This is a genomic window from Streptomyces sp. NPDC047002 (genome assembly GCF_040704505.1).
Classification (GTDB): Bacteria; Actinomycetota; Actinomycetes; order Streptomycetales; family Streptomycetaceae; genus Streptomyces.
Genome location: NZ_JBEYWC010000028.1, coordinates 26,331 through 52,791, shown reverse-complemented (window position 1 = coordinate 52,791; position 26,461 = coordinate 26,331). Strand labels below are relative to the sequence as shown.

Genomic DNA, 26,461 nt, shown 5'->3' with positions numbered 1-26,461 from the left:
ACGGTGCGCGGCCTCACTCGTACGGCACAATGGCCCTGCCCACACCGCCTTCCTAGCGACCGGACAGGGATATGACCACCACGCTGGACTCCGTCTCCTCCACGGGGGAGACGAAACGGCTCGGCGGAGCGCCGATCGCCGGCAGCCGTGCCTTCGGAATACTGCTCGTCCTCACCGGGGCCGCCGGGCTGCTCGCCGCCTGGGTGATCACCCTGGACGAGTTCAAGCTGCTGAAGGACCCCGGCTTCGTGCCCGGCTGCAGCCTCAACCCGGTCATCTCCTGCGGCAACGTCATGAAGAGCGACCAGGCCCACGTCTTCGGGTTCTCCAACCCGATGCTGGGGCTCGCCACCTACCCGGTCGTCATGGGCATCGGCCTCGCGATCCTGGCGGGCGCAAGGCACCAGCGGTGGTACTGGCTCGGCCTGCAGGCGGGCACGCTGTTCGGTGTCGGCTTCGTGACCTGGCTCCAGTTCCAGTCCCTGTACCGCATCCACGCGCTGTGCCTGTGGTGCATGCTGGCCTGGGTCGGCACGGTGATCATGTTCTGGTACACGCTCTCGCACAACGTGCGCAACGGCGTCATCCCCGCGCCACGCTGGCTGCGCTCCTTCTTCGCCGACTTCACCTGGATCCTGCCGACCCTGCACCTCGCCATTATCGGCCTGCTGATCCTCACGAACTGGTGGAGCTTCTGGACCAGCTGACCTGCCGGGCCGCCGCCCGCCGCACTGTCGGCGCCCTGGCTTAGGCTTTCAGGCGTGGAGCCCGACCTCTTTACCGCAGCGGCGGAAGACCGCCAGGAGAAAGACCCTTCCAGCAGTCCCCTGGCGGTCCGGATGCGCCCGCGCACCCTGGACGAGGTGGTCGGCCAGCAGCATCTGCTGCGGCCGGGCTCCCCCCTGCGGCGCCTGGTCGGCGAGGGCAGCGGCCCCGCGGGTCCCTCCTCGGTGATCCTCTGGGGTCCGCCCGGCATCGGCAAGACCACCCTCGCGTACGTCGTCTCCCGCGCCACCGACAAGCGCTTCGTCGAGCTCTCCGCCATCACCGCGGGCGTCAAGGAGGTCAGGTCCGTCATCGACGGCGCCCGCCGCGCCTCCGGCGGGTACGGCAGGGAGACCGTCCTCTTCCTCGACGAGATCCACCGCTTCAGCAAGGCCCAGCAGGACTCGCTGCTGCCCGCCGTCGAGAACCGCTGGGTGACCCTGGTCGCCGCCACCACGGAGAACCCGTACTTCTCGGTGATCTCCCCGCTGCTCTCCCGCTCGCTGCTGCTGACGCTCGAACCCCTCACCGACGACGACCTGCGCGGGCTGCTGCGCCGGGCGCTCACCGAGGAGCGGGGGCTCGGCGGCGCCGTGGAGCTGCCCGAGGACACCGAGGCGCACCTGCTGCGCATCGCGGGCGGCGACGCCCGGCGCGCGCTGACCGCGCTCGAGGCCTCGGCGGGCGCCGCGCTGGACAAGGGCGAGGGCGGGATCTCGCTGGCGACGCTCGAGGAGACGGTCGACCGCGCGGCGGTCACCTACGACAGGGACGGCGACCAGCACTACGACGTGGCGAGCGCGCTGATCAAGTCGATCAGGGGCTCCGACGTGGACGCGGCCCTGCACTACCTGGCGCGGATGATCGACGCGGGCGAGGACCCGCGGTTCATCGCCAGGCGGCTGATGATCTCGGCGAGCGAGGACATCGGCCTCGCCGACCCGACGGCGCTGCCGCTCGCGGTCGCCGCCGCCCAGGCCGTGGCCATGATCGGCTTCCCCGAGGCGGCCCTCACCCTCAGCCACGCGACGATCGCCCTGGCCCTCGCGCCGAAGTCGAACGCGGCGACGCTCGCGATCGGTGCGGCGCTCGAGGACGTGAAGAAGGGCGCGGCCGGGCAGGTGCCGCCGCATCTGCGGGACGGCCACTACAAGGGCGCGGCCAAGCTGGGCCACGCGCAGGGCTACGTCTATCCGCACGACGTGCCGGGCGCCATCGCGGCCCAGCAGTACCTGCCGGACGCGCTGCGGGGCCGTACGTACTACTCCCCGACGCGCTACGGCGCCGAGGCGCGGTACGCGGACGTGGTGGAGAAGGTGCGCGAGCGGCTGCGGGGCGAGGGGGCCTGACCACTCGGGGGCCGGCCCGGCGGCCTCGGCCGGGCCGGATGCGCGCCCGCGGCGCCGGTCAGCCCGCCGCCGCCTCGAACAGCGTCCGCATGGCCCGGCGCAGCCCGCCGACCCCGTCGACGGGCTCGGGGAAGTCGAAGCGCGCGTCGAAGGTGCGCACCCCGACGAACCGCACCCGCAGCCCGAAGCGGTCGAGCGCCAGGGGGACGGCGACGGTGCCGGCGGCCCACCGGGCGCCGGTGTGCTCGCCGAGCAGGCCGCGCAGCAGCTGCACCTCACAGCCGTGCGCGGCGGCCAGGTGCTGGAGCAGTTCCGCCTCGTGCTCCGCGAGCGGGTCGGGCGCTGCGGCGGCGAAGTCCTCGGCCTCGACCGCCTCCGTGCCCCACAGGTCGTCGACGGAGACGTCGCCGGTCTCCAGCCGCAGGGTCGCGGTGCCGGGCGCGGCCCTGCCGGGCACGCGGGTGAGCCAGCCGGAGACCCAGGCGCGGCCGCGGATGCGGTGGGGGACGGCGACGGGGGCGACGTCGGTCACTTCGAGGACCGCGCCCAGCTCGTCGTCGTGCGCGTGGGAGGCGGCCCGTACGGCGGGGGAGCGCTCGGGGAACACGAGCAGCACCTCGCCGTCCTGCCCGACGGCGCGTTCCTCGGGCACCATCGCGTAGGGCGGGGCCTGTTCGAGACCCGGCAGGAGCAGCACCGCGGAGCATGTACTCTGTACGAGAGTTCGTGTGCGCTCGGCTGCTGACGGCATCCGGGCGATCTCAAGCCCGTTGCCCCGGTCCCGGTCGTCCTCTCGTCCGTGGTCGTGGCAGGGACGCGGCTGACCATGAGCTGATCGGACCTCCGTCGATTCGGTGCCCTGCCTCTTGTCGGGGCCGTCTGTGATGCGCGTGGTGTTCCCAGGGCGAGACATGCGATCTCCTTAAGTAAGGTGAGCCTAACCTAACCTACAACGGAGGTCTGGAGAACGTGCCTAACCAGTCGCGTCCCAAGGTCAAGAAGTCGCGTGCGCTCGGTATCGCGCTGACGCCGAAGGCCGTCAAGTACTTCGAGGCCCGTCCCTACCCGCCGGGCGAGCACGGCCGCGGCCGCAAGCAGAACAGCGACTACAAGGTCCGTCTGCTGGAGAAGCAGCGCCTGCGCGCGCAGTACGACATCAGCGAGCGGCAGATGGCGCGCGCCTACGACCGCGCGCGCAAGGCCGAGGGCAAGACGGGCGAGGCCCTGGTCATCGAGCTGGAGCGCCGCCTGGACGCGCTGATCCTGCGCTCCGGCATCGCCCGCACGATCTACCAGGCGCGCCAGATGGTCGTCCACGGCCACATCGAGGTCAACGGCCACAAGGTCGACAAGCCGTCGTTCCGCGTCCGCCCCGACGACGTCGTGATGGTCCGCGAGCGCAGCCGCAGCAAGGTCCCCTTCCAGGTGGCCCGCGAGGGCGGCAACGACACCGAGGGCGAGACCCCGCGCTACCTGCAGGTCAACCTGAAGGCCCTGGCGTTCCGCCTGGACCGTGACCCGCAGCGCAAGGAAGTCCCCGTGATCTGCGACGAGCAGCTCGTCGTCGAGTACTACGCCCGCTGACCCGGACGCGGTACACCCGCCAAGGCCCGCCCGCTCCCCGCGCTCCGGCGCGGGAGGGGCGGGCCTTCGCCGTACGGGACCCGGCCCCGGCGCGCACCGCCCCCTCCGCTCTGGAGGCGCCCGCGGGCGCCTCGCGCGCCCCCGAATCCGGTTCGGGCGCCGGGCGGTGGCGCGATAGGGTCGGAGCACGACTCTTCGGACCCCGTCGGGTGTCCGTGACCAAGCAGGAAGCGGTGCGGTGTGACCGGTGGAGAGGTTGCCGGGATCCTGGTGGCCGTGTTCTGGGCAATCCTCGTGTCGTTCCTCGCCGTGGTGCTGGTGAGGCTCGCGCAGACGCTCAAGGCGACCACCAAGCTCGTGGCGGATGTGACGGAACAGGCGGTCCCGCTGCTCGCGGACGCCTCGGCGACGGTGCGCGAGGCGCAGACCCAGCTCGAACGGGTCGACTCCATCGCCTCCGACGTCCAGGAGGTCACCTCCAACGCCTCCGCGCTCTCCTCGACCGTCGCCTCCACCTTCGGCGGTCCGCTGGTGAAGGTCGCCGCGTTCGGCTACGGCGTGCGCCAGGCGATGTCCCGCAGGGGAGCGGCCCCCGAGCCGGAGCCCGAGCGCCGCGGGGTGCTCGTCGGCCGCACGGTGCCCGCCGCACGACGCAGGAAGAGGAAGGGCTGACGCAGCGATGTTCCGCCGTACGTTCTGGTTCACCGCGGGCGCAGCGGCCGGCGTGTGGGCCACCACCAAGGTCAACCGAAAGATCAGGCAGCTCACCCCCGAGAGCCTCGCGGCGCAGGCCGCGAACCGCGCGGTCGAGGCCGGGCACCGGCTCAAGGACTTCGCCCTCGACGTGCGGACCGGCATGGTCAGGCGCGAGGCCGAACTCGGCGAGGCGCTCGGCATCGAAGCGCCCCACGACCGCGCCCTGCCCGCCGCCGACCCCCGCCTGGTCAGGGCCGTCGACCGGGGGCGCCCGGCCGGCGGGAGCGCGCGCGGACGGCGCGCCGCGGGTCCCGGCACCCCCCACCCCTCCAACGAACACAACCGGAATGAGGACCACTGATGGAGTCGGCTGAAATTCGCCGCCGCTGGCTGAGCTTCTTCGAGGAGCGCGGGCACACCGTCGTCCCTTCGGCGTCGCTCATCGCTGACGACCCGACTCTGCTGCTCGTCCCCGCCGGCATGGTCCCCTTCAAGCCCTACTTCCTCGGCGAGGTCAAGCCGCCCTTCGACCGCGCCACCAGCGTCCAGAAGTGCGTGCGCACCCCCGACATCGAAGAGGTCGGCAAGACCACGCGGCACGGCACGTTCTTCCAGATGTGCGGCAACTTCTCCTTCGGCGACTACTTCAAGGAAGGCGCGGCGCAGTACGCCTGGGAGCTGCTCACCACCCCCCAGGACAAGGGTGGCTACGGCCTGGAGGCCGACCGGCTGTGGATCACGGTCTACGAGGACGACGACGAGGCCGAGCGCATCTGGCGCGACGTCGTCGGCGTCTCCCCCGACCGCATCCAGCGGCTCGGCAAGGAGGACAACTACTGGGACATGGGCGTGCCTGGCCCCTGCGGCCCCTGCTCCGAGATCAACTACGACCGCGGCCCCGAGTTCGGCGCCGAGGGCGGCCCCGCCGTCAACGACGAGCGGTACGTGGAGATCTGGAACCTCGTCTTCATGCAGTACATCCGCGGCGAGGGCACCGGCAAGGACTACGAGATCCTCGGCGACCTGCCGCAGCAGAACATCGACACCGGCCTCGGACTCGAACGCCTCGCGATGATCCTGCAGGGCGTGCAGAACATGTACGAGATCGACACCTCGATGGCCGTCATCAAGAAGGCCACCGACCTCACCGGCATCGCCTACGGCGCCGACCACGCCTCCGACGTGTCGCTGCGCGTCGTCTCCGACCACATGCGCACCTCGGTGATGCTCATCGGCGACGGCGTCAGCCCCGGCAACGAGGGCCGCGGCTACGTGCTGCGCCGCATCATGCGCCGCGCCATCCGCAACATGCGCCTGCTGGGCGCCACCGGACCCGTGGTCCAGGAGCTGGTCGACACCGTCATCAAGACGATGGGGCAGCAGTACCCCGAGCTCGAGGCCGAGCGCAGGCGCATCGAGACGGTGGCCCTCGCCGAGGAGGCCGCCTTCCTCAAGACCCTCAAGGCCGGCACCAACATCCTCGACACCGCCGTCACCGAGACCAAGGCGGCGGGCTCCGCCGTCCTCGCGGGCGACAAGGCGTTCCTGCTCCACGACACCTGGGGCTTCCCGATCGACCTCACCCTGGAGATGGCCGCCGAGCAGGGCCTCTCCGTGGACGAGGCCGGCTTCCGCCGTCTGATGAAGGAGCAGCGGGAGCGCGCCAAGGCCGATGCGAGGGCCAAGAAGTCCGGCCACGCCGACATGCGGGCCTACCGCGAGGTGGCCGACGCCCACGGCGCCACGGTCTTCACCGGCTACAGCCTCACCGAGGGCGAGTCGAGGGTCGTCGGCCTGCTCGTCGACGGCGTCTCCTCGCCCGCCGCATCCGAGGGCGACGAGGTCGAGGTCGTCCTCGACCGCACCCCGTTCTACGCCGAGGGCGGCGGCCAGCTCGCCGACCAGGGCCGCATCAGGCTCGACAGCGGCGCCGTCGTGGAGGTGCGCGACGTCCAGCAGCCGGTGCCCGGCGTCTACGTGCACAAGGGGAGCGTGCAGGTCGGCGAGGTGACGGTGGGAGCCGCCGCCTTCGCCGCCATCGACACCCACAGGCGCAGGGCCATCGCACGCGCCCACAGCGCCACCCACCTCACCCACCAGGCGCTGCGCGACGCCCTCGGCCCGACCGCCGCGCAGGCGGGCTCCGAGAACAGCCCGGGACGCTTCCGCTTCGACTTCGGCTCGCCCGCGGCCGTGCCCGGCACCGTCCTCACCGACGTCGAGCAGAAGATCAACGAGGTGCTCGCCCGCGACCTGGACGTCCAGGCCGAGGTGATGGGCATCGACGACGCCAAGAAGCAGGGCGCCATCGCCGAGTTCGGCGAGAAGTACGGCGAGCGCGTGCGCGTCGTGACGATCGGCGACTACTCCAAGGAGCTGTGCGGCGGCACCCACGTGCACAACACCGCCCAGCTCGGCCTGGTGAAGCTGCTCGGCGAGTCGTCCATCGGCTCGGGCGTGCGCCGCATCGAGGCCCTCGTCGGCGTCGACGCGTACAGCTTCCTCGCCAGGGAGCACACCGTCGTCGCGCAGCTCACGGAGCTGCTCAAGGGCGCACGCCCCGACGAGCTCCCCGAGCGGGTCTCCGGCATGCTCGGCAAGCTCAGGGACGCCGAGAAGGAGATCGAGAAGTTCCGTGCCGAGAAGGTGCTCGCCGCTGCGGGTGGGCTCGCCGACGGCGCCAAGGACGTGCACGGCACCGCCCTGGTCACCGGCCAGGTCCCCGACGGCACCTCGGCGGACGACCTGCGCCGCCTCGTGCTCGACGTGCGGGGCCGCATCCCGGCCGCCCGGCCCGCCGTCGTCGCCCTGTTCACCACGGCGGGCGGCCGTCCGCTGACGGTCATCGCCACCAACGAGGCCGCGCGCGAGCGCGGTTTCAAGGCCGGCGACCTGGTCCGCGCCGCGGCCAGGACCCTCGGCGGCGGAGGCGGCGGAAAGCCGGACGTCGCCCAGGGCGGCGGGCAGGACGCGAGCGCGGTCGCCGAGGCGATCGCCGCCGTCGAGCGGCTCGTGGCCGAGGGCTCGTGAGGCGCGGACGCCGTCTCGCGATCGACGTGGGGGACGCCAGGATCGGGGTCGCGTCCAGCGATCCCGACGGCATCCTCGCGACGCCGGTGGAGACCGTGCAGGGACGCGACGTCCCGGCCGCCCACCGGCGCCTGCGGGCCCTGGTCGAGGAGTACGAGCCGCTGGAGGTGCTGGTCGGGCTGCCGCGCTCGCTCCGCGGCGGCGAGGGCCCCGCGGCCGCCAAGGTGCGCGCCTTCGCCCGCGAGGTCGCTCGCGGCGTCGCCCCCGTGCCCGTGCGGCTGGTCGACGAGCGCATGTCGACCGTCACGGCGGCGGGCGGCCTGCGGGCCTCGGGCGTCACCTCGCGCAAGGGCCGCTCCGTCATCGACCAGGCGGCGGCCGTCGTCATCCTCCAGAGCGCGCTGGAGACCGAGCGCACCTCGGGCGCTGCCCCGGGCGAACCCGTCGAAGCGGCCGGCTGATCGCGGTACGGTAACGTTCCGCGCGATGCGACGGCGATTCGAACAGCTGCCGCACAAGAAAGAGGCGGCGCGGCCGCGGCGCTTCGGCGCACGGCCGACCCCTCGCGGCATTTTGGGGATCGATGACCGACTATGGCCGGGGCTCAGGCTCCGCACCCTGGCACCCCGACGACCCCCTGTACGGGGAGCAGGGGTGGGAGGCACCGCAGGCCGGCGAGGACGGCGGAGCGCAGCACCAGTACGGGCAGCAGCAGGACCCCTACGCGGCCGGCCACGACCCCTACCAGCAGTATCAGCAGCACCAGCAGTACCCGCAGCAGCCCGGCTACCAGGAGCAGGGGTACGCGGCCCCGCAGTACCCGCCCTACCAGGAGGGGCCGTACCCGCAGCAGGGCTACCAGGACCAGCAGCAGTACGGGCAGCAGTACCAGGGGCAGCAGGACCCCGGCTACGGCGACGGCGGCCAGGGCTATTCCCAGGGCGGCTGGCAGCAGCAGCCGCCGCAGGCGTACGGGCAGGTGCCCGGCGGCTATCCGGGCCAGGGCCACGACCCGTACGGACAGCCGCAGTACGACCCCGCGCAGGGCGGCTGGGACACCGGCGCGCACCAGCAGCCCGCCGCCTACCAGCAGCAGCCGGGCCCGCCGCAGCCCGAGCAGCAGCCGCAGTCGGGCCGCCGGCAGGAACCTGCGCCCGGCGGGTTCGACTGGGACGACCCGCCTGAGGAGACCCACCCCTTCTTCACCGGCGAGGACGCGCCCGCCCCCGGCCGCGACGGTGACCACACCGACGAACACGACGAGGACGACGACCCCGACGCGTACGACGACCCCGACGCGTACGACGGCCGCGGCGGCTCGGGCGGCGGCAAGAAGCGCAAGGGCCGCAGCGGGATGGCCTGCCTGGTCGTCGCCGTGGTGCTGGTCGGCGGCGTCGGCGGGCTCGGGTACTTCGGATACACCTTCTACCAGCACAGGTTCGGCCCGCCGCCGGACTTCACCGGGACGGGCACGGGGACGGTCCAGATCACCGTCCCGGACGGCGCGAACGGCTCCGACATCGCGTCGCTGCTGGTCAAGAGCGGCGTGGTCAAGAGCTCAGGCGCGTTCGTCGTGGCGCAGGACCACAACCCCAAGGGCAACACCATCCAGGCGGGCGTCTACACGCTGAAACACCACATGTCGGGCAAGGACGCCGTCGCGCTGATGCTCAGCCCCAGCAGCCGCAACGCGCTGATCATCCCCGAGGGCACCCGTGACGCGACCATCTACGCGATGATCGACAAGAAGCTCGAACTCAAGGCGGGGACGACCAGGTCGGTCGCCTCCGACGAGTCGAAGAACCTCGGCCTGCCGAGCTGGGCCGACGACGGCAGGGACATCAAGGACCCGCTGGAGGGCTTCCTCTTCCCCGCCAGCTATCCGGTCGGCAGGGACTCGAAGCCCGAGGACGTCCTGAAGAAGATGGTGGCCCGTGCCAACGCCGAGTATGCGAAGTACGGACTCCAGGCCAAGGCGGAGTCGGTCGGGCTCGACGACCCCTGGCAGCTGCTGACGGTCGCGAGCCTCGTCCAGGCCGAGGGCAAGACGCACGACGACTTCCGCAAGATGGCCGAGGTCGTCTACAACCGGCTCAAGCCCGACAACGAGCAGACCCACCAGCTGCTCCAGTTCGACTCGACGTACAACTACCTCAAGGGCCAGAGCCACATCAACATCAGCGAGGCCGAGGTCAACGGCAACCACGACCCGTACAACACGTACACGCAGAAGGGGCTGCCGCCAGGACCCATCGGCAACCCCGGCGAAGACGCCCTCGCCGCGGCGATCAGCCCCACCCACGACGGCTGGCTGTACTTCGTCGCGACCGACGGCGACAACAAGACCGAGTTCGCCAAGACCTACGCCGAGTTCGAGGCGCTGAAGCAGAAGTTCAACGACAAGCAGAAGGGCCTCGGCGGATGACCCACGAGGACGGGACCCTGCACGAGCCGCACGTCGCCGCGGTCCTCGGCTCGCCGATCGCGCACTCGCTCTCCCCGGCCCTGCACCGGGCGGCCTACGCGGAACTCGGCCTGGCCCAGTGGCGCTACGAGCGCCACGAGGTGGACGAGGAGTCCCTGCCCGGCTTCCTCAAGACCTTCCCCGACCGGGCAGGCGACGCGCGGCCGGCCGGCTTCTCGCTGACCATGCCGCTGAAACGCGCCGTGATCCCGCTGCTCGACGAGGTCGGTGACGCGGCCGCGGCAGTCGAGGCCGTCAACACCGTGACCTACGGCCCCGGGCTCTGCGCGCGGGGCGACAACACCGACATCCCCGGCATGGTGGCCGCGCTCGCCGAGCGCGGCGTGCGCTCCGTCGGCTCGGCTGCCGTGCTCGGCGCAGGCGCCACCGCCTCGTCGGCGCTCGCCGCGCTCTCCGGAGTGTGCGGCGGCCGGGTGACGGCGTACGTGCGCAGCGAGGCGCGCGCCGCCGAGATGCGGCAGTGGGGTGAGCGGCTCGGCGTGGACGTGCACACCGCGCCGTGGGAGCGCGCGGCCGAGGCGTTCGGGGCCGAGCTGGTGATCGCGACCACCCCGGCGGGCGCGGCGGACGCCCTCGCGGGCAGCGTGCCGCCGGGCCCCTGCACCCTCTTCGACGTGCTGTACGAGCCGTGGCCCACACCGCTCGCCGCCGCCTGGTACGCGGCCGGTGGGCAGGTCGTCTCCGGGCTTGACCTGCTGGTGCACCAGGCGGCGCTCCAGGTCGAGTTGATGACCGGGCTGCCCGAGGCGCCCGTCGCGGCGATGCGGGCGGCGGGCGAGCGGGCGCTGGCCGAGCGGAGCGCGTAGCCCCGCGTCCGGGCGCCGGGCAGAAGGGCGATGTCCGGCTGCCGGACGATTCGTCCGTCCTGTGGACCGTGGCCCGGGCCGCCCCGCCGGGCGTGGGAGGATCGGGGCACGGCCGTCCGGGCCCCGCGTCCGGCCGCGCCGCGGTATTCAAGGCATTCAAGGCGCGGACATGAGGAGCACCGTTGAGCAGGTTGCGCTGGCTGACGGCGGGGGAGTCGCACGGCCCCGCACTCGTCGCGACGCTGGAGGGCCTTCCCGCCGGCGTGCCGATCACCACGGACGACGTCGCGGACCACCTGGCCCGCCGGCGTCTCGGGTACGGGCGCGGCGCGCGGATGAAGTTCGAGCGCGACGAGGTCACCTTCCTCGGCGGCGTACGCCACGGCCTCACCCTCGGCTCCCCGGTCGCGGTCATGGTGGGCAACACCGAGTGGCCCAAGTGGGAGCAGGTCATGGCGGCCGACCCGGTCGACCCCGCGATCCTCGCCGAGCTGGCGCGCAACGCCCCGCTGACCCGCCCGCGCCCCGGCCATGCCGACCTCGCCGGCATGCAGAAGTACGGCCTCGACGAGGCGCGCCCGATCCTGGAGCGCGCCAGCGCGCGCGAGACCGCGGCCCGCGTCGCGCTCGGCGCCGTCGCTCGCTCGTACCTCAAGGAGACGGCGGGGATCGAGATCGTCTCGCACGTCGTCGAGCTCGCCGCAGCCAGGGCGCCGCGCGGTGTGCTGCCGGTCCCCGCCGACGTGGAGCGCCTCGACGCCGACCCGGTGCGCTGCCTCGACGCGGACGCGAGCGAGGCGATGGTCGCGGAGATCGACCAGGCGCACAAGGACGGCGACACCCTCGGCGGCGTCGTGGAGGTCCTCGCCTACGGCGTGCCCGTCGGCCTCGGCTCGCACGTCCACGCCGACCGCAAGCTCGACGCGCGCCTCGCCGGGGCCCTGATGAGCATCCAGGCCATCAAGGGCGTCGAGCTCGGCGACGGCTTCGAGCTCGCGCGGGTGCCGGGCTCCCAGGCGCACGACGAGATCCTCGTCACCGACCAGGGCATCAGGCGCGCATCCGGCCACTCCGGCGGCACCGAGGGCGGGCTGAGCACCGGCGAACTGCTGCGGGTGCGAGCCGCGATGAAGCCCATCGCGACCGTGCCGCGCGCCCTGGCCACCGTCGACACCGCGACCGGCGAGCCCGCCAAGGCGCACCACCAGCGTTCCGACGTGTGCGCCGTGCCCGCCGCGGGCATCGTCGCCGAGGCGATGGTCGCGCTGGTGCTCGCCGACGCGGTGGCGGAGAAGTTCGGCGGCGACCACGTCGCGGAGACCCGGCGCAACGTCACCTCGTACCTCGACAACCTGGCGATCCGGTGACCGGGCCGCGCATCGTGCTCGTCGGCCCCATGGGGGTCGGCAAGTCGACGGCCGGGGAACTGCTCGCCGCGCGCCTCGGCACCACCTTCCGCGACACCGACGCGGACATCGTCGCCGCCGACGGCCGGGAGATCTCCGAGATCTTCGTGGACGACGGCGAGCCGCACTTCCGCGCGCTGGAGCGCGCCGCGGTCGCCGAGGCGCTCGCCGGGCACGACGGCGTGCTCGCGCTCGGCGGCGGCGCGGTGCTCGACGACGGCACCAGGCGGCTGCTCGCCGGGCTGCCCGTGGCCTACCTGTCGATGGAGGTCGCGGAGGCCGTACGGCGCACCGGCCTCGACGCGGCACGCCCGCTGCTCGCCGTCGTCAACCCGCGCCAGCAGTGGAAGCGGCTCATGGAGGAGCGCCGCCACCTGTACACGGAGGTCGCCAGGGTGGTCGTCGCCACCGACGGGCGCACCCCGGACGAGGTGGCCGACGGCGTACTGGACGCACTGGAGTTGAGGAAGGCATGACGGAGCAGACAGCGGAGCAGCCGGTCATCCGGATCGGGATCGGCGGCACCGCGGGCACGGACCCCTACGAGGTGCTGGTCGGGCGCCGCCTGCTGGGCGAGCTCGCGGGCCTCGTCGGCCGCGCCAAGCGGGTCGCCGTGATCCACCCCGAGGCGCTCGCCGAGACCGGCACCGCGCTGCGCGACGACCTCGCGGGGCAGGGCTACGAAGCGATCGCCGTCCAGGTGCCCAACGCCGAGGAGGCGAAGACCGCAGAGGTCGCCGCGTACTGCTGGAAGGCGCTCGGGCAGAGCGGCTTCACCCGCAGCGACGTGATCGTCGGCGTCGGCGGCGGCGCCACCACGGACCTCGCCGGATTCGTCGCGGCGAGCTGGCTGCGCGGGGTGCGCTGGATCGCCGTGCCGACGACCGTGCTCGCCATGGTCGACGCGGCCGTCGGCGGCAAGACGGGCATCAACACGGCCGAGGGCAAGAACCTCGTGGGCGCCTTCCACCCGCCCGCCGGGGTGCTCTGCGACCTCGCCGCGCTCGACTCGCTCGGCACGCACGACTACGTCAGCGGCCTGGCCGAGATCATCAAGGCGGGCTTCATCGCCGACCCCGCCGTCCTCGACCTGATCGAGGCGGACCCGGAGGCGGCGCGCAGCCCGCGGGGCCCGCACACGGCCGAGCTGATCGAGCGGTCGATCCGGGTGAAGGCCGACGTCGTCTCCAGCGACCTCAAGGAGTCGGGCCTGCGCGAGATCCTCAACTACGGGCACACGCTGGCCCACGCGATCGAGAAGAACGAGCGCTACACCTGGCGGCACGGCGCCGCGGTCTCCGTCGGCATGGTCTTCGCCGCCGAGCTCGGCCGCGTCGCGGGCCGGCTCGACGACGCGACGGCCGACCGCCACCGCGCCATCCTCGGCTCGGTCGGCCTGCCGCTGACCTACCGCGGCGACCAGTGGCCGAAGCTGCTCGAAACGATGAAGGTCGACAAGAAGTCCCGCGGCGACCTGCTGCGCTTCATCGTCCTCGACGGGCTCGGCAAGCCCTCCGTGCTCGAAGGCCCCGACCCGGCCTTCCTGGTCGCCGCGTTCGGGGAGGTCGCAGCGTGACCCGCAGGGTGCTCGTGCTCAACGGCCCGAACCTGGGCCGCCTCGGCTCACGCGAGCCGGACATCTACGGCGCGACGACCTACGCGGGCCTGGTCGAGACCTGCCGGTCCCTCGGCGAGGAGCTGGGGCTCGACGTCGAGGTGCGCGAGACCAACGACGAGGGCGAGATGATCCGCTGGCTCCACGAGGCCGCCGACGACAAGCTGCCCGTCGTGGTCAACCCCGGCGCGTTCACGCACTACTCGTACGGCATGCGGGACGCGATGTCGCAGCGCACCGCGCCCCTCATCGAGGTGCACATCTCCAACCCGCACACCCGCGAGGAGTTCCGGCACAACTCCGTGGTGGCCTCGGTCGCAAGCGGCACGGTCGCGGGCTTCGGGATCGGCTCCTACCGGCTCGCCCTGCGCGCGCTCGCCGAGGAGCTGACGGGCTGACACCCTCTCGGGCCCGCGCCCGGGGGCGGTACGGTTCTGGGGGGCAGCACCCCGGTCGTACGAGACGGAGTGGCAGGAGATGGAGCAGGCGATGGGCGCGTCCGAGGACGACTGGCACCTCCCGGTCTGGGGCCCGCCCGCGGGGCCCGCGCCGTCCGGCGACCAGGACGACGGCTTCCCCCTCCAGGACCCGCCGGCCGCCGCGCGCCCCGCGGGTCCGCCGCCCGCCCCGCCGATACCGGCACCCGCCCCGCTTCCCGCGCCCGGGCAGGCGCCCGCGGCCCCCGTGCCGGGCCCGCCGCCCGGGGGGCCCGCGGCCGGCCACCCGCCGGGCCCGCGCGCAGGCCGCCAGGCGGCCCCGCAGCGGCCCGCGGAGTCCACCGGGCACGTCACCCTGCCGCCCGGCGGCCCGGTGCCCGTGCACGGCGCCGCGCCCGAGGGCGGCACGGGCACCGCCACGCTCGCTGTGCTGCTCATCGGGCCCGCGGGCGCGGGCAAGACCACCGTGGCGAGGCACTGGGCCCGCACCCGCCGCGTCCCCACCGCCCACATCAGCCTCGACGACGTGCGTGAATGGGTGTGCTCGGGCTTCGCCGACCCGCAGAGCGGCTGGAACGAGCACTCGGAGGCCCAGTACCGGCTGGCCCGCCGCACCTGCGGCTTCGCCGCGCGCAACTTCCTCGCCAACGGCATCTCCTGCATCCTCGACGACGCCGTCTTCCCCGACCGGCCCGTCGTCGGCCTCGGCGGCTGGAAGCGGCACGTAGGACCGGGACTCCTCCCGGTCGTCCTGCTGCCGGGGCTCGAAGTGGTGCTGGAACGCAACGCGAAGCGCGAGGGCAACCGGCGCCTCGCCGACGAGGAGGTCGCCGGCATCCACGGCCGGATGGCCGGCTGGTACGGCTCGGGACTGCCGATCATCGACAACAGCACCCTCGACGTGCCCACCACGGCGCGGCTCCTCGACGACGTGCTCGCGCAGTCCGTCGCGAGCCCGCCCGCCTGGTAGCCCCGCGCGGCCCGCCCCCCGGTCGGACGCGCCCGACCGGCCGGGGCACGCCCCCGCTCGTACGCTCGGACCATGTCAGAGGTGTACGCGGCCCGCCGTGCCCGGCTGCGCGACCGGTACGGCGCCGCAGGCAGCGCCGCCGCCCTGGTCTGCGGCCCCGCCAACGTGCGCTACCTCGCGGGCGGCGCGCCCCCCGGCGCCTCCCTGCTGCTCGGGCCGGAAGGGGACGACGTGCTCCTGTGCCCCCCGGCGCCCGAGGACGGCGGGGCCTGCGGGCGTCCCGACGACGGCCTGCGGACCGTCGTGTGCGAGCGGTCCCGCGACACCGCGCCCACCGCGGCCCGCCTGCTCGCCGAGGCCGGGGCCGCGGGCCCGCTGGCCGTCGAGGAGGACCACCTGACGGTCGCACGCCACCGCGCGCTGGCCGCCGCGGCGCCCGGCGTGGCGCTCGCCGACCTCGGCGGCGCCGTCGAGCAGCTGCGGGTCGTCAAGGACGAGGAGGAGATCTCCCGGCTGCGGATCGCCGCGGAGATCGCCGACCAGGCGCTCGGCGAACTGCTCGAGTCCATCCTGGTCGGCCGCACCGAGCGCCATCTCGCCCTCGAACTGGAGCGCAGGCTCGTCGACCACGGCGCCGAAGGGCCCGCCTTCCGCACGTCCGTCGCCACCGGGCCGCACTCGGGCCGCGCCGCCCACCGGCCGACGGACCGGCGGGTCGAGGAGGGCGACTTCCTCACCGTCCGGCTCGGCGCCGAGTACCGGGGCTACCGCTGCGGCATCGCCCGGACGTTCGTCATCGGCTCGGCACCCGCGGACTGGCAGATCGAGCTGTACGAGCTGGTCTTCGCCGCGCAGCGGGCCGGCCGCGAGGCGCTGGCGCCCGGCGTGGGCTGCCGCGACGTGGACCGCGCGGTGCGGCAGCGGCTGGCGGCCGCCGGCCGCGCCGAGACGCTCGACCCCGTCACCGGGCGCGGGGTGGGGCTCGAAATCGCGGAGGAGCCGGAGCTGGCCCCCGGGTCCATGGGTAAACTGGACGCTTGTGTGCCGGTCACCGTCGGACCCGGGGTCCACCTCCCGGGCAGGGGCGGCGTCCGGATCGACGACACGCTCGTCGTCCGCCCCGAGGCGGACGGCGGACCCGAGCTACTCACCATCACGACCAAGGAACTGCTCGCGCTCTAGGATCCCTCCTCGTACGGGGGCCGGGGCCCGGGAGCAGTGCACCCCTGGTCCCACCTGCTTCAGTCCAGGAGATCCGCAACCGTGGCATCCACCAACGACCTCAAGAACGGTTTGGTGCTCAAGCTCGACGGAGACCAGCTCTGGTCCGTCGTCGAGTTCCAGCACGTCAAGCCCGGCAAGGGCCCGGCCTTCGTGCGCACCAAGCTCAAGAACGTGCTGTCCGGCAAGGTGGTCGACAAGACCTTCAACGCCGGTGTGAAGGTCGAGACGGCCAACGTCGACCGCCGCGACATGCAGTTCTCGTACATGGACGGCGAGTACTTCGTCTTCATGGACATGGGCACCTACGACCAGATCCACGTCAGCCGCGAGGTCGTCGGCGACGCCGCGAACTTCCTGCTCGAAGGCTTCGAGGGCACGGTCGCCATGTACGAGGGCAACCCGCTCTACGTCGAGTTGCCCGCCGCGGTCGAGCTGGTCATCGAGCACACCGACCCGGGCGTCCAGGGCGACCGCTCCACCGGCGGCACCAAGCCGGCGAAGCTGGAGACCGGGTACGAGATCGGCGTCCCGCTGTTCATCACGACCGGTGAGAAGATCAAGGTCGACACGCGTTCCGGCGAGTACCTCGGCCGGGTGAACAGCTAACCGTGGCCGCCCGGAACAACGCCCGGAAACGCGCGTTCCAGATCCTCTTCGAGGCCGACCAGCGCCGCGAGTCCGTCGCCACGGTCATGGCCGACTGGATCCGGCACGCCAGGACCGACGACCGCCAGCCTCCGGTGACGGAGTACACGATGGAGCTCGTCGAGGGGTACGCCACGCAGGCGGCCAGGATCGACGAGTTGATCTCGACCTACGCGGTGGGGTGGACGCTCGACCGCATGCCGGTCGTGGACCGCAACATCGTCAGGCTCGCCGCGTACGAGCTGGTCTGGGTCGACGGCACGCCGGACGCGGTGGTGATCGACGAGGCGGTGCAGCTCGCCAAGGAGTTCTCCACCGACGAGTCGCCCGCCTTCGTCAACGGCCTGCTCGGCCGCTTCAAGGACCTCAAGCCGAGCCTGCGCCGCGTCTGAACCGGCGGCCGGGCCCCCGCGGCGCGGGCGCGGCCCGCGCACCCGCGAAGACGGCTCACGGCCCGTGGCGGACGCCCCCTCGGGGGCGCCTCCGCCACGGGCCGCCGTGCGTCCTGCGGCGGGTCGCACGGCGCCGCAGGGCCCGATCCCGGCCCGCGCCGTGCCATCACGGTGCGCGCATACGCCGAGGGGCGGGCCCCGCCGGGGGCCCGCCCCTCAGGACGTGACGTTTCTGCTGGTGTGTTCCGGCGGAGGGGGGCTCAGCCCTCCTCGTGCGCCACCGCGCGTCTGGCGTCGGCGCCCAGGACGCCCCAGCTGATCAGCTGCTCCGTGAGGACCGAGGGCGACTGGTCGTAGATCACGGCCAGCGTGCGCAGGTCGTCCTGGCGGATCGAGAGGACCTTGCCGTTGTAGTCGCCGCGCTGGCTCTGGATCGTGGCCGCGTACCGCTGGAGGGGGCCCGCCTTCTCGGCCGGCACGTGCGCCAGCCGCTCCAGGTCCAGGACCAGCTTCGGCGGCGGCTCGGCCGCTCCGCCGGGGGTCGTGCCGGGAAGCAGCTCCTGCACCGGGACACCGTAGAAATCAGCGAGCTCGGCGAGGCGCTGCACGGTCACGGCGCGGTCGCCGCGCTCGTACGAACCGACCACCACGGCCTTCCAGCGCCCCTGGGACTTCTCCTCCACGCCATGGAGCGAGAGGCCCTGCTGGGTGCGGATGGCCCGGAGTTTGGTCCCGAGCTGTTTTGCGTATTCGCTGGACATATAGCTCCCCGGACGAAGTCTCGTAACTCACTGTAAGGTTACGCAGCGTTACCCTGATGCGTCAAGCCGGATGGTCCGTACCGGATACAACCGAGGGTCCCCCGAGGGGCGCCGTACCGCCACTGGTAGGATGCATGGCGCAATCATGACGTCCTTTAACGTCCGTCCCGTGAGGCGGAGAAGGGGGTCCGTTCTCCATGAGCTCCATGGATGCAGACAGCAGCACGCAGCACACGCAGCACGCCCCGGGCTCCGGCGCCGCACGGCCCGTCCTGGAGGCACCCGACATCGCCCGGGTGCTCACCCGCATCGCCCACGAGATCGTGGAGCGCGCCAAGGGCGCGGACGATGTGACGATCCTCGGCATCCCGACCCGCGGTGTGTTCCTCGCCCGCAGGATCGCGGCCAAGCTGGAGGAGATCGCCGGCCGGACGGTGCCCGTCGGCTCGCTCGACATCACCATGTACCGCGACGACCTGCGGATGCGGCCCGCGCGCGCCCTCGCGCGCACGGACATCCCCGGTGACGGGATCGACGGCAGACTGGTCGTCCTCGTGGACGACGTCCTCTTCTCCGGCCGCACCATCCGCGCCGCGCTCGACGCGCTCGGCGACATCGGCCGCCCCCGCGCCGTGCAGCTCGCCGTCCTCGTCGACCGGGGCCACAGGGAGCTGCCCATCCGCGCCGACTACGTCGGCAAGAACCTCCCGACCTCCCTCAGGGAGACCGTCAAGGTCCAGCTCAGCGAGATGGACGGGCGCGACACCGTACTGCTCGGCGCCGGCGGCAGCTAGCCGCACGCCGGCCCCGGCACCGAGCCCCGTCCCGACCCGCCACACGGCAGCGGGCGCGCCGCCGCGCGCCCGCGCACCAGACCCACCGGAGCACACCGAGATGCTGCGTCTCCCCGGGGCGAGCCCCCGGACACCAGGCCACCTGATCTCCGCCGCCGACCTCACCCGCGACGACGCCGTCCTGATCCTCGACACGGCCGAGGAGATGGCACGCGTCGCCGACCGGCCGATCAAGAAGCTGCCGACCCTGCGCGGCCGCACCGTCGTCAACCTCTTCTTCGAGGACTCCACCAGGACGCGCACCTCCTTCGAGGTCGCGGCCAAGCGGCTCTCCGCCGACGTCATCAACTTCTCCGCCAAGGGGTCGTCGGTCTCCAAGGGCGAGTCCCTGAAGGACACCGCGCTCACCCTGGAGGCGATGGGCGCGGACGCCGTCGTCATCCGGCACGGCGCCTCGGGCGCCCCCTACCGGCTCGCCACCTCCGGCTGGATCGACGGCGCCGTCGTCAACGCGGGCGACGGCACCCACGAGCACCCCACGCAGGCCCTGCTCGACGCCTTCACCCTGCGCCGCAGGATCGTCGGCGCCGACGAGGGGCTCGGCCGTGACCTCGAAGGCGTCCGTGTCACGATCGTCGGCGACGTCCTGCACAGCCGCGTCGCCCGCTCCAACGTCCTGCTGCTGCACACCCTGGGCGCCAAGGTCACCCTCGTCGCCCCGCCCACCCTGGTGCCGGTCGGCGCCGACCGGTGGCCCTGCGACGTCTCCTACGACCTGGACGACGCGCTGCCGGGCAGCGACGCCGTGATGATGCTGCGCGTCCAGCGCGAGCGGATGAACGCGGCCTTCTTCCCCACGGAGCGGGAGTACTCCCGCCGCTACGGGCTCGACGCCGACCGCATGCGCCGCATGCCAGAACACGCCCTGGTGCTGCACCCGGGCCCGATGAACCGCGGCATGGAGATCACCGCCGAGGTCGCCGACTCCCCGCGCGCCACCATCGTGGAGCAGGTCGCGAACGGCGTCTCCATCCGCATGGCCGTCCTGTACCTGCTGCTCGGCGGCAACGAGCCGGCCGTCGCCACCACCCGCCAGAGCGCCACCGACACCAGCGTCACCGAGGAGAGCAAGTGAGCACGAACACCACCCTGATCCGGGGCGCACGGATCCTCGGCGGCGAGCGGCAGGACGTCCTGGTCGAAGGCGAAACGATCAGCCGGGTCGGCGCGGTCCCCACCCCGGACTCCGCGACCGTCGTCGACGCCGAAGGACTCGTCCTGCTGCCCGGCCTCGTCGACCTCCACACCCACCTGCGCGAGCCGGGCCGCGAGGACTCGGAGACGGTCCTCACCGGCACGAAGGCCGCCGCGAAGGGCGGCTTCACCGCCGTCCACGCCATGGCCAACACCTTCCCGGTCGCCGACACCGCGGGCGTCGTCGAGCAGGTGTGGCGGCTCGGCCTCGCCTCCGGCTACTGCGACGTGCGGCCCGTCGGCGCCGTCACCGTCGGCCTTGAGGGCAAGCAGCTCGCCGAGCTCGGCGCCATGCACGACTCCGCCGCGCAGGTCCGTGTCTTCTCCGACGACGGCAAGTGCGTGGACGACGCGGTGATCATGCGGCGCGCCCTGGAGTACGTGAAGGCCTTCGACGGCGTCGTCGCCCAGCACGCCCAGGAGCCGCGCCTGACCGAGGGTGCCCAGATGAACGAGGGCGCCGTCTCCGCCGAGCTCGGGCTCGGCGGCTGGCCCGCGGTCGCCGAGGAGTCGATCATCGCCCGGGACGTGCTGCTCGCCGCGCACGTCGGCTCCCGCGTGCACATCTGCCACCTCTCCACCGCGGGCTCCGTGGAGATCGTGCGCTGGGCCAAGTCCAAGGGCTGGAACGTCACCGCGGAGGTCACCCCGCACCACCTCCTCCTCACCGACGAGCTGGTCCGCTCCTACGACCCCGTCTACAAGGTCAACCCGCCGCTGCGCACCGACGCCGACGTGGTCGCGCTGCGCGAGGCGCTCGCCGACGGCACCATCGACTGCGTCGCCACCGACCACGCGCCCCACCCGCACGAGGACAAGGACTGCGAGTGGGCCGCAGCCGCCATGGGCATGGTCGGCCTGGAGACGGCCCTCTCCGTGGTGCAGGAGACCATGGTCGACACCGGCCTGCTCGACTGGGCCGGCGTCGCCGACCGGATGGCGTACCGCCCGGCCGCCATCGGCCGGGTCACCGGTCACGGCAGGCCCGTCGCCCCCGGCGAGCCCGCGAACCTGGTCCTCGTCGACCCGGCATACCGTGGAGCCGTGGTCCCCGCGGACTTCGCCTCCCGCAGCCGCAACAGCCCGTACGCGGGCCGTGACCTGCCGGGGCGCGTCACCCACACCTTCCTGCGGGGCAAGGCCACGGTCACCGACGGGAATCTGGCATGACATCTGCGCACCTCACCGCCCTCCTGCCCGCCGCCACCCTCGCCAAGGCGAAGCACTCGGCGCCCGTGACGGACTGGAGCGGCCGCATCGGCTGGGTCATCGGCCTGGTGCTCTTCATCGCGCTCGTCTACTGGCTGATGCGCCAGGGCTGGAAGTGGCGCGGCAGCCTCCAGTCGGACCTGCCCGAGCTGCCCGCCGTGCCCGCGGAGCATGGCGCGGTGAAGCTGACCATGAGCGGCCGCTACCACGGTTCCACCAGCGCGGGGCAGTGGCTCGACCGCATCGTCGCCCACGGCCTCGGCGCCCGCAGCCGCGTCGAGCTGACCCTCACGGACGCGGGACTCGAAGTGGTGCGCCCCGGCGCGAACGACTTCTTCGTCCCCAACGACCGGCTGCGCGAGGCCCGCCTCGACAAGGGCATCGCGGGCAAGGTGCTCGCCGAGGGCGGGCTGCTGGTCGTGACCTGGGAGCACGGCGGCAGGCTCCTCGACTCCGGCTTCCGCTCCGACCGCTCGGCCGAGCACACCGCGTGGGTGAGCGCGGTCAACTCCCTCCACCCGCACGACGCGGCCGACGGCCGCGCCCCCGCCACGACCGCCACAACGGAAGGCCCCGCACGATGACCGCCTCGTCCACCCGGGGAACCGCCCTCAGCCAGGCGTCCCCCGCCGTACTCGTCCTGGAGGACGGCCGCACGTTCCGCGGCCGCGCCTACGGGGCCGTGGGGGAGACCTTCGGCGAGGCCGTGTTCTCCACCGGCATGTCCGGCTACCAGGAGACCCTCACCGACCCCTCGTACCACCGCCAGGTCGTCGTCATGACGGCCCCGCACGTCGGCAACACCGGCGTCAACGACGAGGACCGCGAGTCCCGCAGGATCTGGGTCTCCGGCTACGTCGTACGCGACCCCGCGCGCGCCCCCTCGAACTGGCGCTCGCGCCGCACCCTCGACGACGAGCTCACCGAGCAGGGCGTCGTCGGCATCAGCGGCGTCGACACCCGCGCCCTCACCCGCCACCTGCGCGAGCGCGGCGCCATGCGGGTGGGCATCTTCTCCGGCGGCGCGCTCGCCGACGAGGCCGCGCTCCTCGACCGGGTGCGCAGCGCCCCGCAGATGACGGGCGCCGACCTGTCGGCCGAGGTCACCACGGCGGAGCCGTACGTGGTGCCGGCGATCGGCGAGAAGAAGTTCACCGTCGCCGCCCTCGACCTCGGCATCAAGGGCATGACCCCGCAGCGCATGGCAGAGCGCGGCATCGAGGTGCACGTCCTGCCCGCCACCTCCAGCGTGGAGGAGGTCTACGCGGTGCGCCCCGACGGGGTCTTCCTCGCCAACGGCCCGGGCGACCCGGCCACCGCCGACCTCACCGTCGTGCGGGCCGTGCTGGAGCGCGGCACGCCGCTGTTCGGGATCTGCTTCGGCAACCAGCTCATCGGGCGCGCCCTCGGCTTCGGCACGTACAAGCTGAAGTACGGCCACCGCGGCATCAACCAGCCCGTGCAGGACCGCACCACGGGCAAGGTCGAGGTCACCGCGCACAACCACGGCTTCGCCGTCGACGCGCCGCTCGACCGGGCCACCGAGACGCCCTACGGCCTCGCCGAGGTCACCCATGTCTGCCTCAACGACGACGTGGTCGAGGGGCTGCGGCTGGTCGACCGGCCCGTCTTCAGCGTGCAGTACCACCCCGAGGCCGCCGCGGGCCCGCACGACGCCGCCTACCTGTTCGACCGCTTCACCAAGCTCATGGAGGACCAGCGTGCCTAAGCGCACCGATATCCAGTCCGTCCTGGTCATCGGATCGGGACCGATCGTCATCGGCCAGGCCGCTGAGTTCGACTACTCGGGCACCCAGGCGTGCCGCGTCCTGCGCTCCGAGGGCCTGCGGGTCATCCTCGTCAACTCCAACCCGGCGACGATCATGACCGACCCGGAGATCGCCGACGCCACCTACGTCGAGCCGATCACCCCCGAGTTCGTCGAGAAGATCATCGCGAAGGAGCGCCCCGACGCGCTGCTCGCCACCCTCGGCGGCCAGACCGCGCTCAACACCGCGATCTCGCTGCACGGCGCCGGCACCCTCGACAAGTACGGCGTCGAGCTGATCGGCGCCAACGTCGAGGCGATCAACAAGGGCGAGGACCGCGACCTCTTCAAGGGCGTCGTGGAGGAGGTGCGGCGCAAGACCGGCCACGGCGAGTCCGCCCGCTCGGTGATCTGCCACACCATGGACGACGTGCTGGCCGGCGTCGACGAGCTCGGCGGCTACCCCGTCGTCGTGCGCCCCTCCTTCACCATGGGCGGCGCGGGCTCCGGCTTCGCGCACACCGAGGAGGACCTGCGCCGCATCGCGGGCCAGGGCCTGATGCTCTCGCCCACCACCGAGGTGCTCCTCGAGGAGTCCATCCTCGGCTGGAAGGAGTACGAGCTGGAGCTGATGCGCGACCGCAACGACAACGTCGTGGTCGTCTGCTCCATCGAGAACTTCGACCCGATGGGCGTCCACACCGGCGACTCGATCACCGTCGCGCCCGCGATGACGCTGACCGACCGCGAGTACCAGACCCTGCGCGACATCGGCATCGCCGTGATCCGCGAGGTAGGCGTCGACACCGGCGGCTGCAACATCCAGTTCGCGGTCAACCCCGAGGACGGCCGGGTCATCGTCATCGAGATGAATCCGCGGGTCTCCCGTTCCTCGGCGCTCGCGTCCAAGGCCACCGGCTTCCCGATCGCGAAGATCGCTGCGAAGCTGGCCGTCGGCTACACGCTCGACGAGATCCCCAACGACATCACCGAGCAGACCCCGGCGTCCTTCGAGCCCACGCTCGACTACGTCGTCGTCAAGGTGCCCCGCTTCGCGTTCGAGAAGTTCCCGGCCGCCGACTCCACCCTCACCACCACCATGAAGTCGGTCGGCGAGGCCATGGCGATCGGCCGCAACTTCACCGAGGCGCTCCAGAAGGCGCTGCGCTCGCTGGAGAAGGCGGGCAGCCAGTTCGACTTCGCAGGCGACGCCGCGGGGCTCGACAAGGCCGCCCTGCTGGAGACCGCGCGCACCCCCACGGACGGCCGCATCAACACCGTGATGCGCGCCATCAGGGCGGGCGCCACCCCGCAGGAGGTCTTCGACGCCACGAAGATCGACCCGTGGTTCGTCGACCAGCTGTTCCTGCTCAACGAGCTGGCCGACGAGATCGCGGCGGCCGCCGAGCTCACCCCCGAGCTGCTCGCGGCGGTCAAGCGGCACGGCTTCTCCGACGCGCAGATCGCCGCCGTCCGCGGCCTGCCCGAGGCCGTCGTCCGCGAGGTGCGCCACGCGCTGGGCGTCCGGCCCGTCTACAAGACGGTCGACACCTGCGCGGCCGAGTTCGCCGCGCGCACGCCGTACTTCTACTCCTCCTACGACGAGGAGAGCGAGGTCGCGCCCCGCGAGAAGCCCGCGGTGATCATCCTGGGCTCCGGGCCCAACCGCATCGGCCAGGGCATCGAGTTCGACTACTCCTGTGTCCACGCCTCCTTCGCGCTGCACGACGCCGGATACGAGACCGTCATGGTCAACTGCAACCCGGAGACCGTCTCCACCGACTACGACACCTCCGACCGGCTCTACTTCGAGCCGCTCACCCTGGAGGACGTGCTGGAGATCGTGCACGCCGAGACCCAGGCGGGCCCGGTCGCGGGCGTCGTCGTCCAGCTCGGCGGCCAGACCCCGCTCGGCCTCGCCCAGGCGCTCAAGGACAACGGCGTGCCCGTCGTCGGCACCTCGCCCGAGGCCATCCACCTCGCGGAGGACCGCGGCGCCTTCGGCCGCGTCCTCGCCGAGGCCGGGCTGCCCGCGCCCAAGCACGGCACCGCCACGTCCTTCCCCGGCGCCAAGGCGATCGCCGACGAGATCGGCTACCCCGTCCTCGTCCGGCCCTCGTACGTGCTCGGCGGCCGCGGCATGGAGATCGTGTACGACGAGACCAGGCTCGCCTCGTACATCGAGGAGTCCACCGAGATCAGCCCGACCAGGCCCGTCCTGGTCGACCGCTTCCTCGACGACGCCATCGAGATCGACGTCGACGCCCTCTACGACGGCACCGAGCTCTACCTCGGCGGCGTCATGGAGCACATCGAGGAGGCCGGCATCCACTCCGGCGACTCCGCCTGCGCCCTGCCCCCGATCACGCTCGGCGGGCACGACATCAAGCGGCTGCGCGCCTCCACCGAGGCGATCGCGCGCGGCGTCGGCGTACGCGGCCTGATCAACATCCAGTTCGCACTCGCCGGCGACATCCTCTACGTGCTGGAGGCCAACCCCCGCGCCTCCCGCACCGTGCCCTTCACCTCCAAGGCGACGGCCGTGCCGCTCGCCAAGGCCGCGGCCCGCATCTCCCTGGGCGCCACGGTCGCGCAGCTGCGCGAGGAAGGACTGCTGCCCGGCGCCGGCGACGGCGGCGACCTGCCGCTCGACGCGCCGATCTCCGTCAAGGAGGCCGTGATGCCGTGGTCGCGCTTCCGCGACATCAAGGGCCGCGGCGTCGACACCGTCCTCGGCCCGGAGATGCGCTCCACCGGCGAGGTCATGGGCATCGACTCCGTCTTCGGCACCGCATACGCGAAGTCGCAGGCCGGAGCGTACGGGCCGCTGCCCACCAAGGGCCGCGCCTTCATCTCGGTCGCCAACCGCGACAAGCGCTCGATGATCTTCCCGGCGCGCGAGCTGGTCGCCCACGGCTTCGAGCTGCTCGCGACCTCGGGCACGGCGGAGGTCCTCCGGCGCAACGGCATCAACGCCACCGTCGTGCGCAAGCAGAGCGAGGGCGAGGGCCCGGACGGCGAGCGGACCATCGTCCAGCTCATCCACGCGGGCGAGGTCGACCTCATCGTCAACACCCCGTACGGCACCGGCGGCCGGCTCGACGGCTACGACATCCGCACCGCGGCCGTCGCGCGCGCCGTGCCCTGCCTGACGACCGTCCAGGCGCTCGCCGCGGCCGTCCAGGGCATCGACGCGCTCAACCACGGCGGGGTCGGCGTCCGCTCCCTCCAGGAGCACGCCGAGCACCTGACCGCCGCCAGGGAGGACTGA

At 72.7% G+C, this 26,461-nt stretch carries 25 protein-coding genes; 23 read left to right on the top strand and 2 right to left on the bottom strand.

Going from position 1 to position 26,461, the window contains the following annotated elements; genetic code table 11:
• The first annotated feature begins 71 nt into the window (after window positions 1-71).
• Together AB0910_RS23515 and AB0910_RS23510 are read left to right on the top strand one after the other, a co-directional pair.
• Window positions 72-707, top strand: coding sequence for a vitamin K epoxide reductase family protein (locus tag AB0910_RS23515; RefSeq protein ID WP_366746595.1), 636 nt, complete (start codon window positions 72-74; stop codon window positions 705-707).
• Window positions 708-761: 54 nt separating this feature from the next.
• On the top strand, window positions 762-2,114 hold the full coding sequence (locus tag AB0910_RS23510) for a replication-associated recombination protein A (protein WP_366746594.1): 1,353 nt from the start codon (window positions 762-764) through the stop codon (window positions 2,112-2,114).
• Between the two features lie 58 nt (window positions 2,115-2,172).
• Here AB0910_RS23510 and AB0910_RS23505 read toward each other — a convergent pair whose 3' ends face one another.
• Window positions 2,173-2,865 carry a DUF2470 domain-containing protein gene (locus tag AB0910_RS23505; RefSeq protein WP_366746593.1) on the bottom strand — a complete coding sequence of 231 codons (693 nt, stop codon included), beginning with the start codon at window positions 2,863-2,865 and terminating at the stop codon, window positions 2,173-2,175.
• A 218-nt stretch (window positions 2,866-3,083) separates the two neighbouring features.
• Here AB0910_RS23505 and rpsD point away from each other — a divergent pair, with 218 nt between their 5' ends.
• The 15 genes from rpsD (at window position 3,084) to nusB (ending at window position 17,404) form a co-directional block, all read left to right on the top strand.
• Window positions 3,084-3,698 (top strand): 30S ribosomal protein S4, encoded by a 615-nt coding sequence (gene rpsD, locus AB0910_RS23500; protein WP_225014964.1) that lies wholly within the window; start codon window positions 3,084-3,086, stop codon window positions 3,696-3,698.
• Between the two features lie 240 nt (window positions 3,699-3,938).
• Window positions 3,939-4,370, top strand: coding sequence for a DUF948 domain-containing protein (locus AB0910_RS23495; protein ID WP_366746592.1), 432 nt, complete (start codon window positions 3,939-3,941; stop codon window positions 4,368-4,370).
• Between the two features lie 7 nt (window positions 4,371-4,377).
• Entirely contained in the window at window positions 4,378-4,755 is a 378-nt protein-coding gene (locus AB0910_RS23490; RefSeq protein WP_366746591.1) for a hypothetical protein, read from the top strand.
• Complete coding sequence (gene alaS, locus AB0910_RS23485; RefSeq protein WP_366746590.1) at window positions 4,755-7,424, top strand: alanine--tRNA ligase; 2,670 nt, start codon at window positions 4,755-4,757, stop codon at window positions 7,422-7,424. The genes AB0910_RS23490 and alaS overlap by 1 nt, the downstream gene beginning before the upstream one ends.
• The gene (gene ruvX / locus AB0910_RS23480; RefSeq protein WP_366746589.1) at window positions 7,421-7,885 is read left to right on the top strand and encodes a Holliday junction resolvase RuvX; all 465 of its coding nucleotides are present in this window, start codon (window positions 7,421-7,423) and stop codon (window positions 7,883-7,885) included. The genes alaS and ruvX overlap by 4 nt, the downstream gene beginning before the upstream one ends.
• Window positions 7,886-8,007: 122 nt before the next feature.
• Window positions 8,008-9,849 carry an endolytic transglycosylase MltG gene (mltG, locus tag AB0910_RS23475; protein ID WP_366746588.1) on the top strand — a complete coding sequence of 614 codons (1,842 nt, stop codon included), beginning with the start codon at window positions 8,008-8,010 and terminating at the stop codon, window positions 9,847-9,849.
• On the top strand, window positions 9,846-10,715 hold the full coding sequence (locus AB0910_RS23470) for a shikimate dehydrogenase (RefSeq protein ID WP_366746587.1): 870 nt from the start codon (window positions 9,846-9,848) through the stop codon (window positions 10,713-10,715). Before mltG ends, AB0910_RS23470 begins: the two co-directional genes overlap by 4 nt.
• Before the next feature lie 182 nt (window positions 10,716-10,897).
• Window positions 10,898-12,082 (top strand): chorismate synthase, encoded by a 1,185-nt coding sequence (gene aroC / locus AB0910_RS23465; protein ID WP_366746586.1) that lies wholly within the window; start codon window positions 10,898-10,900, stop codon window positions 12,080-12,082.
• A gap of 29 nt (window positions 12,083-12,111) precedes the next feature.
• On the top strand, window positions 12,112-12,597 hold the full coding sequence (locus tag AB0910_RS23460; protein ID WP_366746632.1) for a shikimate kinase: 486 nt from the start codon (window positions 12,112-12,114) through the stop codon (window positions 12,595-12,597).
• Entirely contained in the window at window positions 12,594-13,697 is a 1,104-nt protein-coding gene (aroB, locus tag AB0910_RS23455; protein ID WP_366746585.1) for a 3-dehydroquinate synthase, read from the top strand. The genes AB0910_RS23460 and aroB overlap by 4 nt, the downstream gene beginning before the upstream one ends.
• Window positions 13,694-14,134: a type II 3-dehydroquinate dehydratase gene (gene aroQ / locus AB0910_RS23450; protein WP_366746584.1), complete on the top strand. Its 441-nt coding sequence runs from the start codon at window positions 13,694-13,696 to the stop codon at window positions 14,132-14,134. Before aroB ends, aroQ begins: the two co-directional genes overlap by 4 nt.
• A 79-nt stretch (window positions 14,135-14,213) precedes the next feature.
• Window positions 14,214-15,143 carry an AAA family ATPase gene (locus AB0910_RS23445; protein WP_366746583.1) on the top strand — a complete coding sequence of 310 codons (930 nt, stop codon included), beginning with the start codon at window positions 14,214-14,216 and terminating at the stop codon, window positions 15,141-15,143.
• A 72-nt stretch (window positions 15,144-15,215) separates the two neighbouring features.
• Window positions 15,216-16,325 (top strand): M24 family metallopeptidase, encoded by a 1,110-nt coding sequence (locus AB0910_RS23440; RefSeq protein ID WP_366746582.1) that lies wholly within the window; start codon window positions 15,216-15,218, stop codon window positions 16,323-16,325.
• An 81-nt stretch (window positions 16,326-16,406) separates the two neighbouring features.
• Window positions 16,407-16,973: an elongation factor P gene (gene efp, locus AB0910_RS23435; RefSeq protein ID WP_366746581.1), complete on the top strand. Its 567-nt coding sequence runs from the start codon at window positions 16,407-16,409 to the stop codon at window positions 16,971-16,973.
• Window positions 16,974-16,975: 2 nt separating this feature from the next.
• A complete protein-coding gene (gene nusB / locus AB0910_RS23430; protein WP_366746580.1) occupies window positions 16,976-17,404 on the top strand; it encodes a transcription antitermination factor NusB in 429 nt (142 codons plus the stop codon).
• A gap of 260 nt (window positions 17,405-17,664) precedes the next feature.
• Here the strand turns inward: nusB and bldD are convergent, their stop codons facing one another.
• The gene (bldD, locus tag AB0910_RS23425; RefSeq protein WP_225022367.1) at window positions 17,665-18,165 is read right to left on the bottom strand and encodes a transcriptional regulator BldD; all 501 of its coding nucleotides are present in this window, start codon (window positions 18,163-18,165) and stop codon (window positions 17,665-17,667) included.
• 206 nt (window positions 18,166-18,371) lie between these two features.
• Between bldD and pyrR the strand changes: the two genes are divergently transcribed.
• The 6 genes from pyrR (at window position 18,372) to carB (ending at window position 26,461) form a co-directional block, all read left to right on the top strand.
• Window positions 18,372-18,959 carry a bifunctional pyr operon transcriptional regulator/uracil phosphoribosyltransferase PyrR gene (gene pyrR, locus AB0910_RS23420; protein WP_366746631.1) on the top strand — a complete coding sequence of 196 codons (588 nt, stop codon included), beginning with the start codon at window positions 18,372-18,374 and terminating at the stop codon, window positions 18,957-18,959.
• Between the two features lie 100 nt (window positions 18,960-19,059).
• A complete protein-coding gene (locus AB0910_RS23415; RefSeq protein WP_366746579.1) occupies window positions 19,060-20,094 on the top strand; it encodes an aspartate carbamoyltransferase catalytic subunit in 1,035 nt (344 codons plus the stop codon).
• On the top strand, window positions 20,091-21,383 hold the full coding sequence (locus AB0910_RS23410) for a dihydroorotase (RefSeq protein WP_366746578.1): 1,293 nt from the start codon (window positions 20,091-20,093) through the stop codon (window positions 21,381-21,383). Before AB0910_RS23415 ends, AB0910_RS23410 begins: the two co-directional genes overlap by 4 nt.
• On the top strand, window positions 21,380-22,006 hold the full coding sequence (locus AB0910_RS23405; protein WP_366746577.1) for a hypothetical protein: 627 nt from the start codon (window positions 21,380-21,382) through the stop codon (window positions 22,004-22,006). The genes AB0910_RS23410 and AB0910_RS23405 overlap by 4 nt, the downstream gene beginning before the upstream one ends.
• The gene (carA, locus tag AB0910_RS23400) at window positions 22,003-23,151 is read left to right on the top strand and encodes a glutamine-hydrolyzing carbamoyl-phosphate synthase small subunit (protein WP_366746576.1); all 1,149 of its coding nucleotides are present in this window, start codon (window positions 22,003-22,005) and stop codon (window positions 23,149-23,151) included. The genes AB0910_RS23405 and carA overlap by 4 nt, the downstream gene beginning before the upstream one ends.
• Window positions 23,144-26,461, top strand: a complete 3,318-nt coding sequence (gene carB, locus AB0910_RS23395) for a carbamoyl-phosphate synthase large subunit (RefSeq protein ID WP_366746575.1) — start codon at window positions 23,144-23,146, stop codon at window positions 26,459-26,461. The genes carA and carB overlap by 8 nt, the downstream gene beginning before the upstream one ends.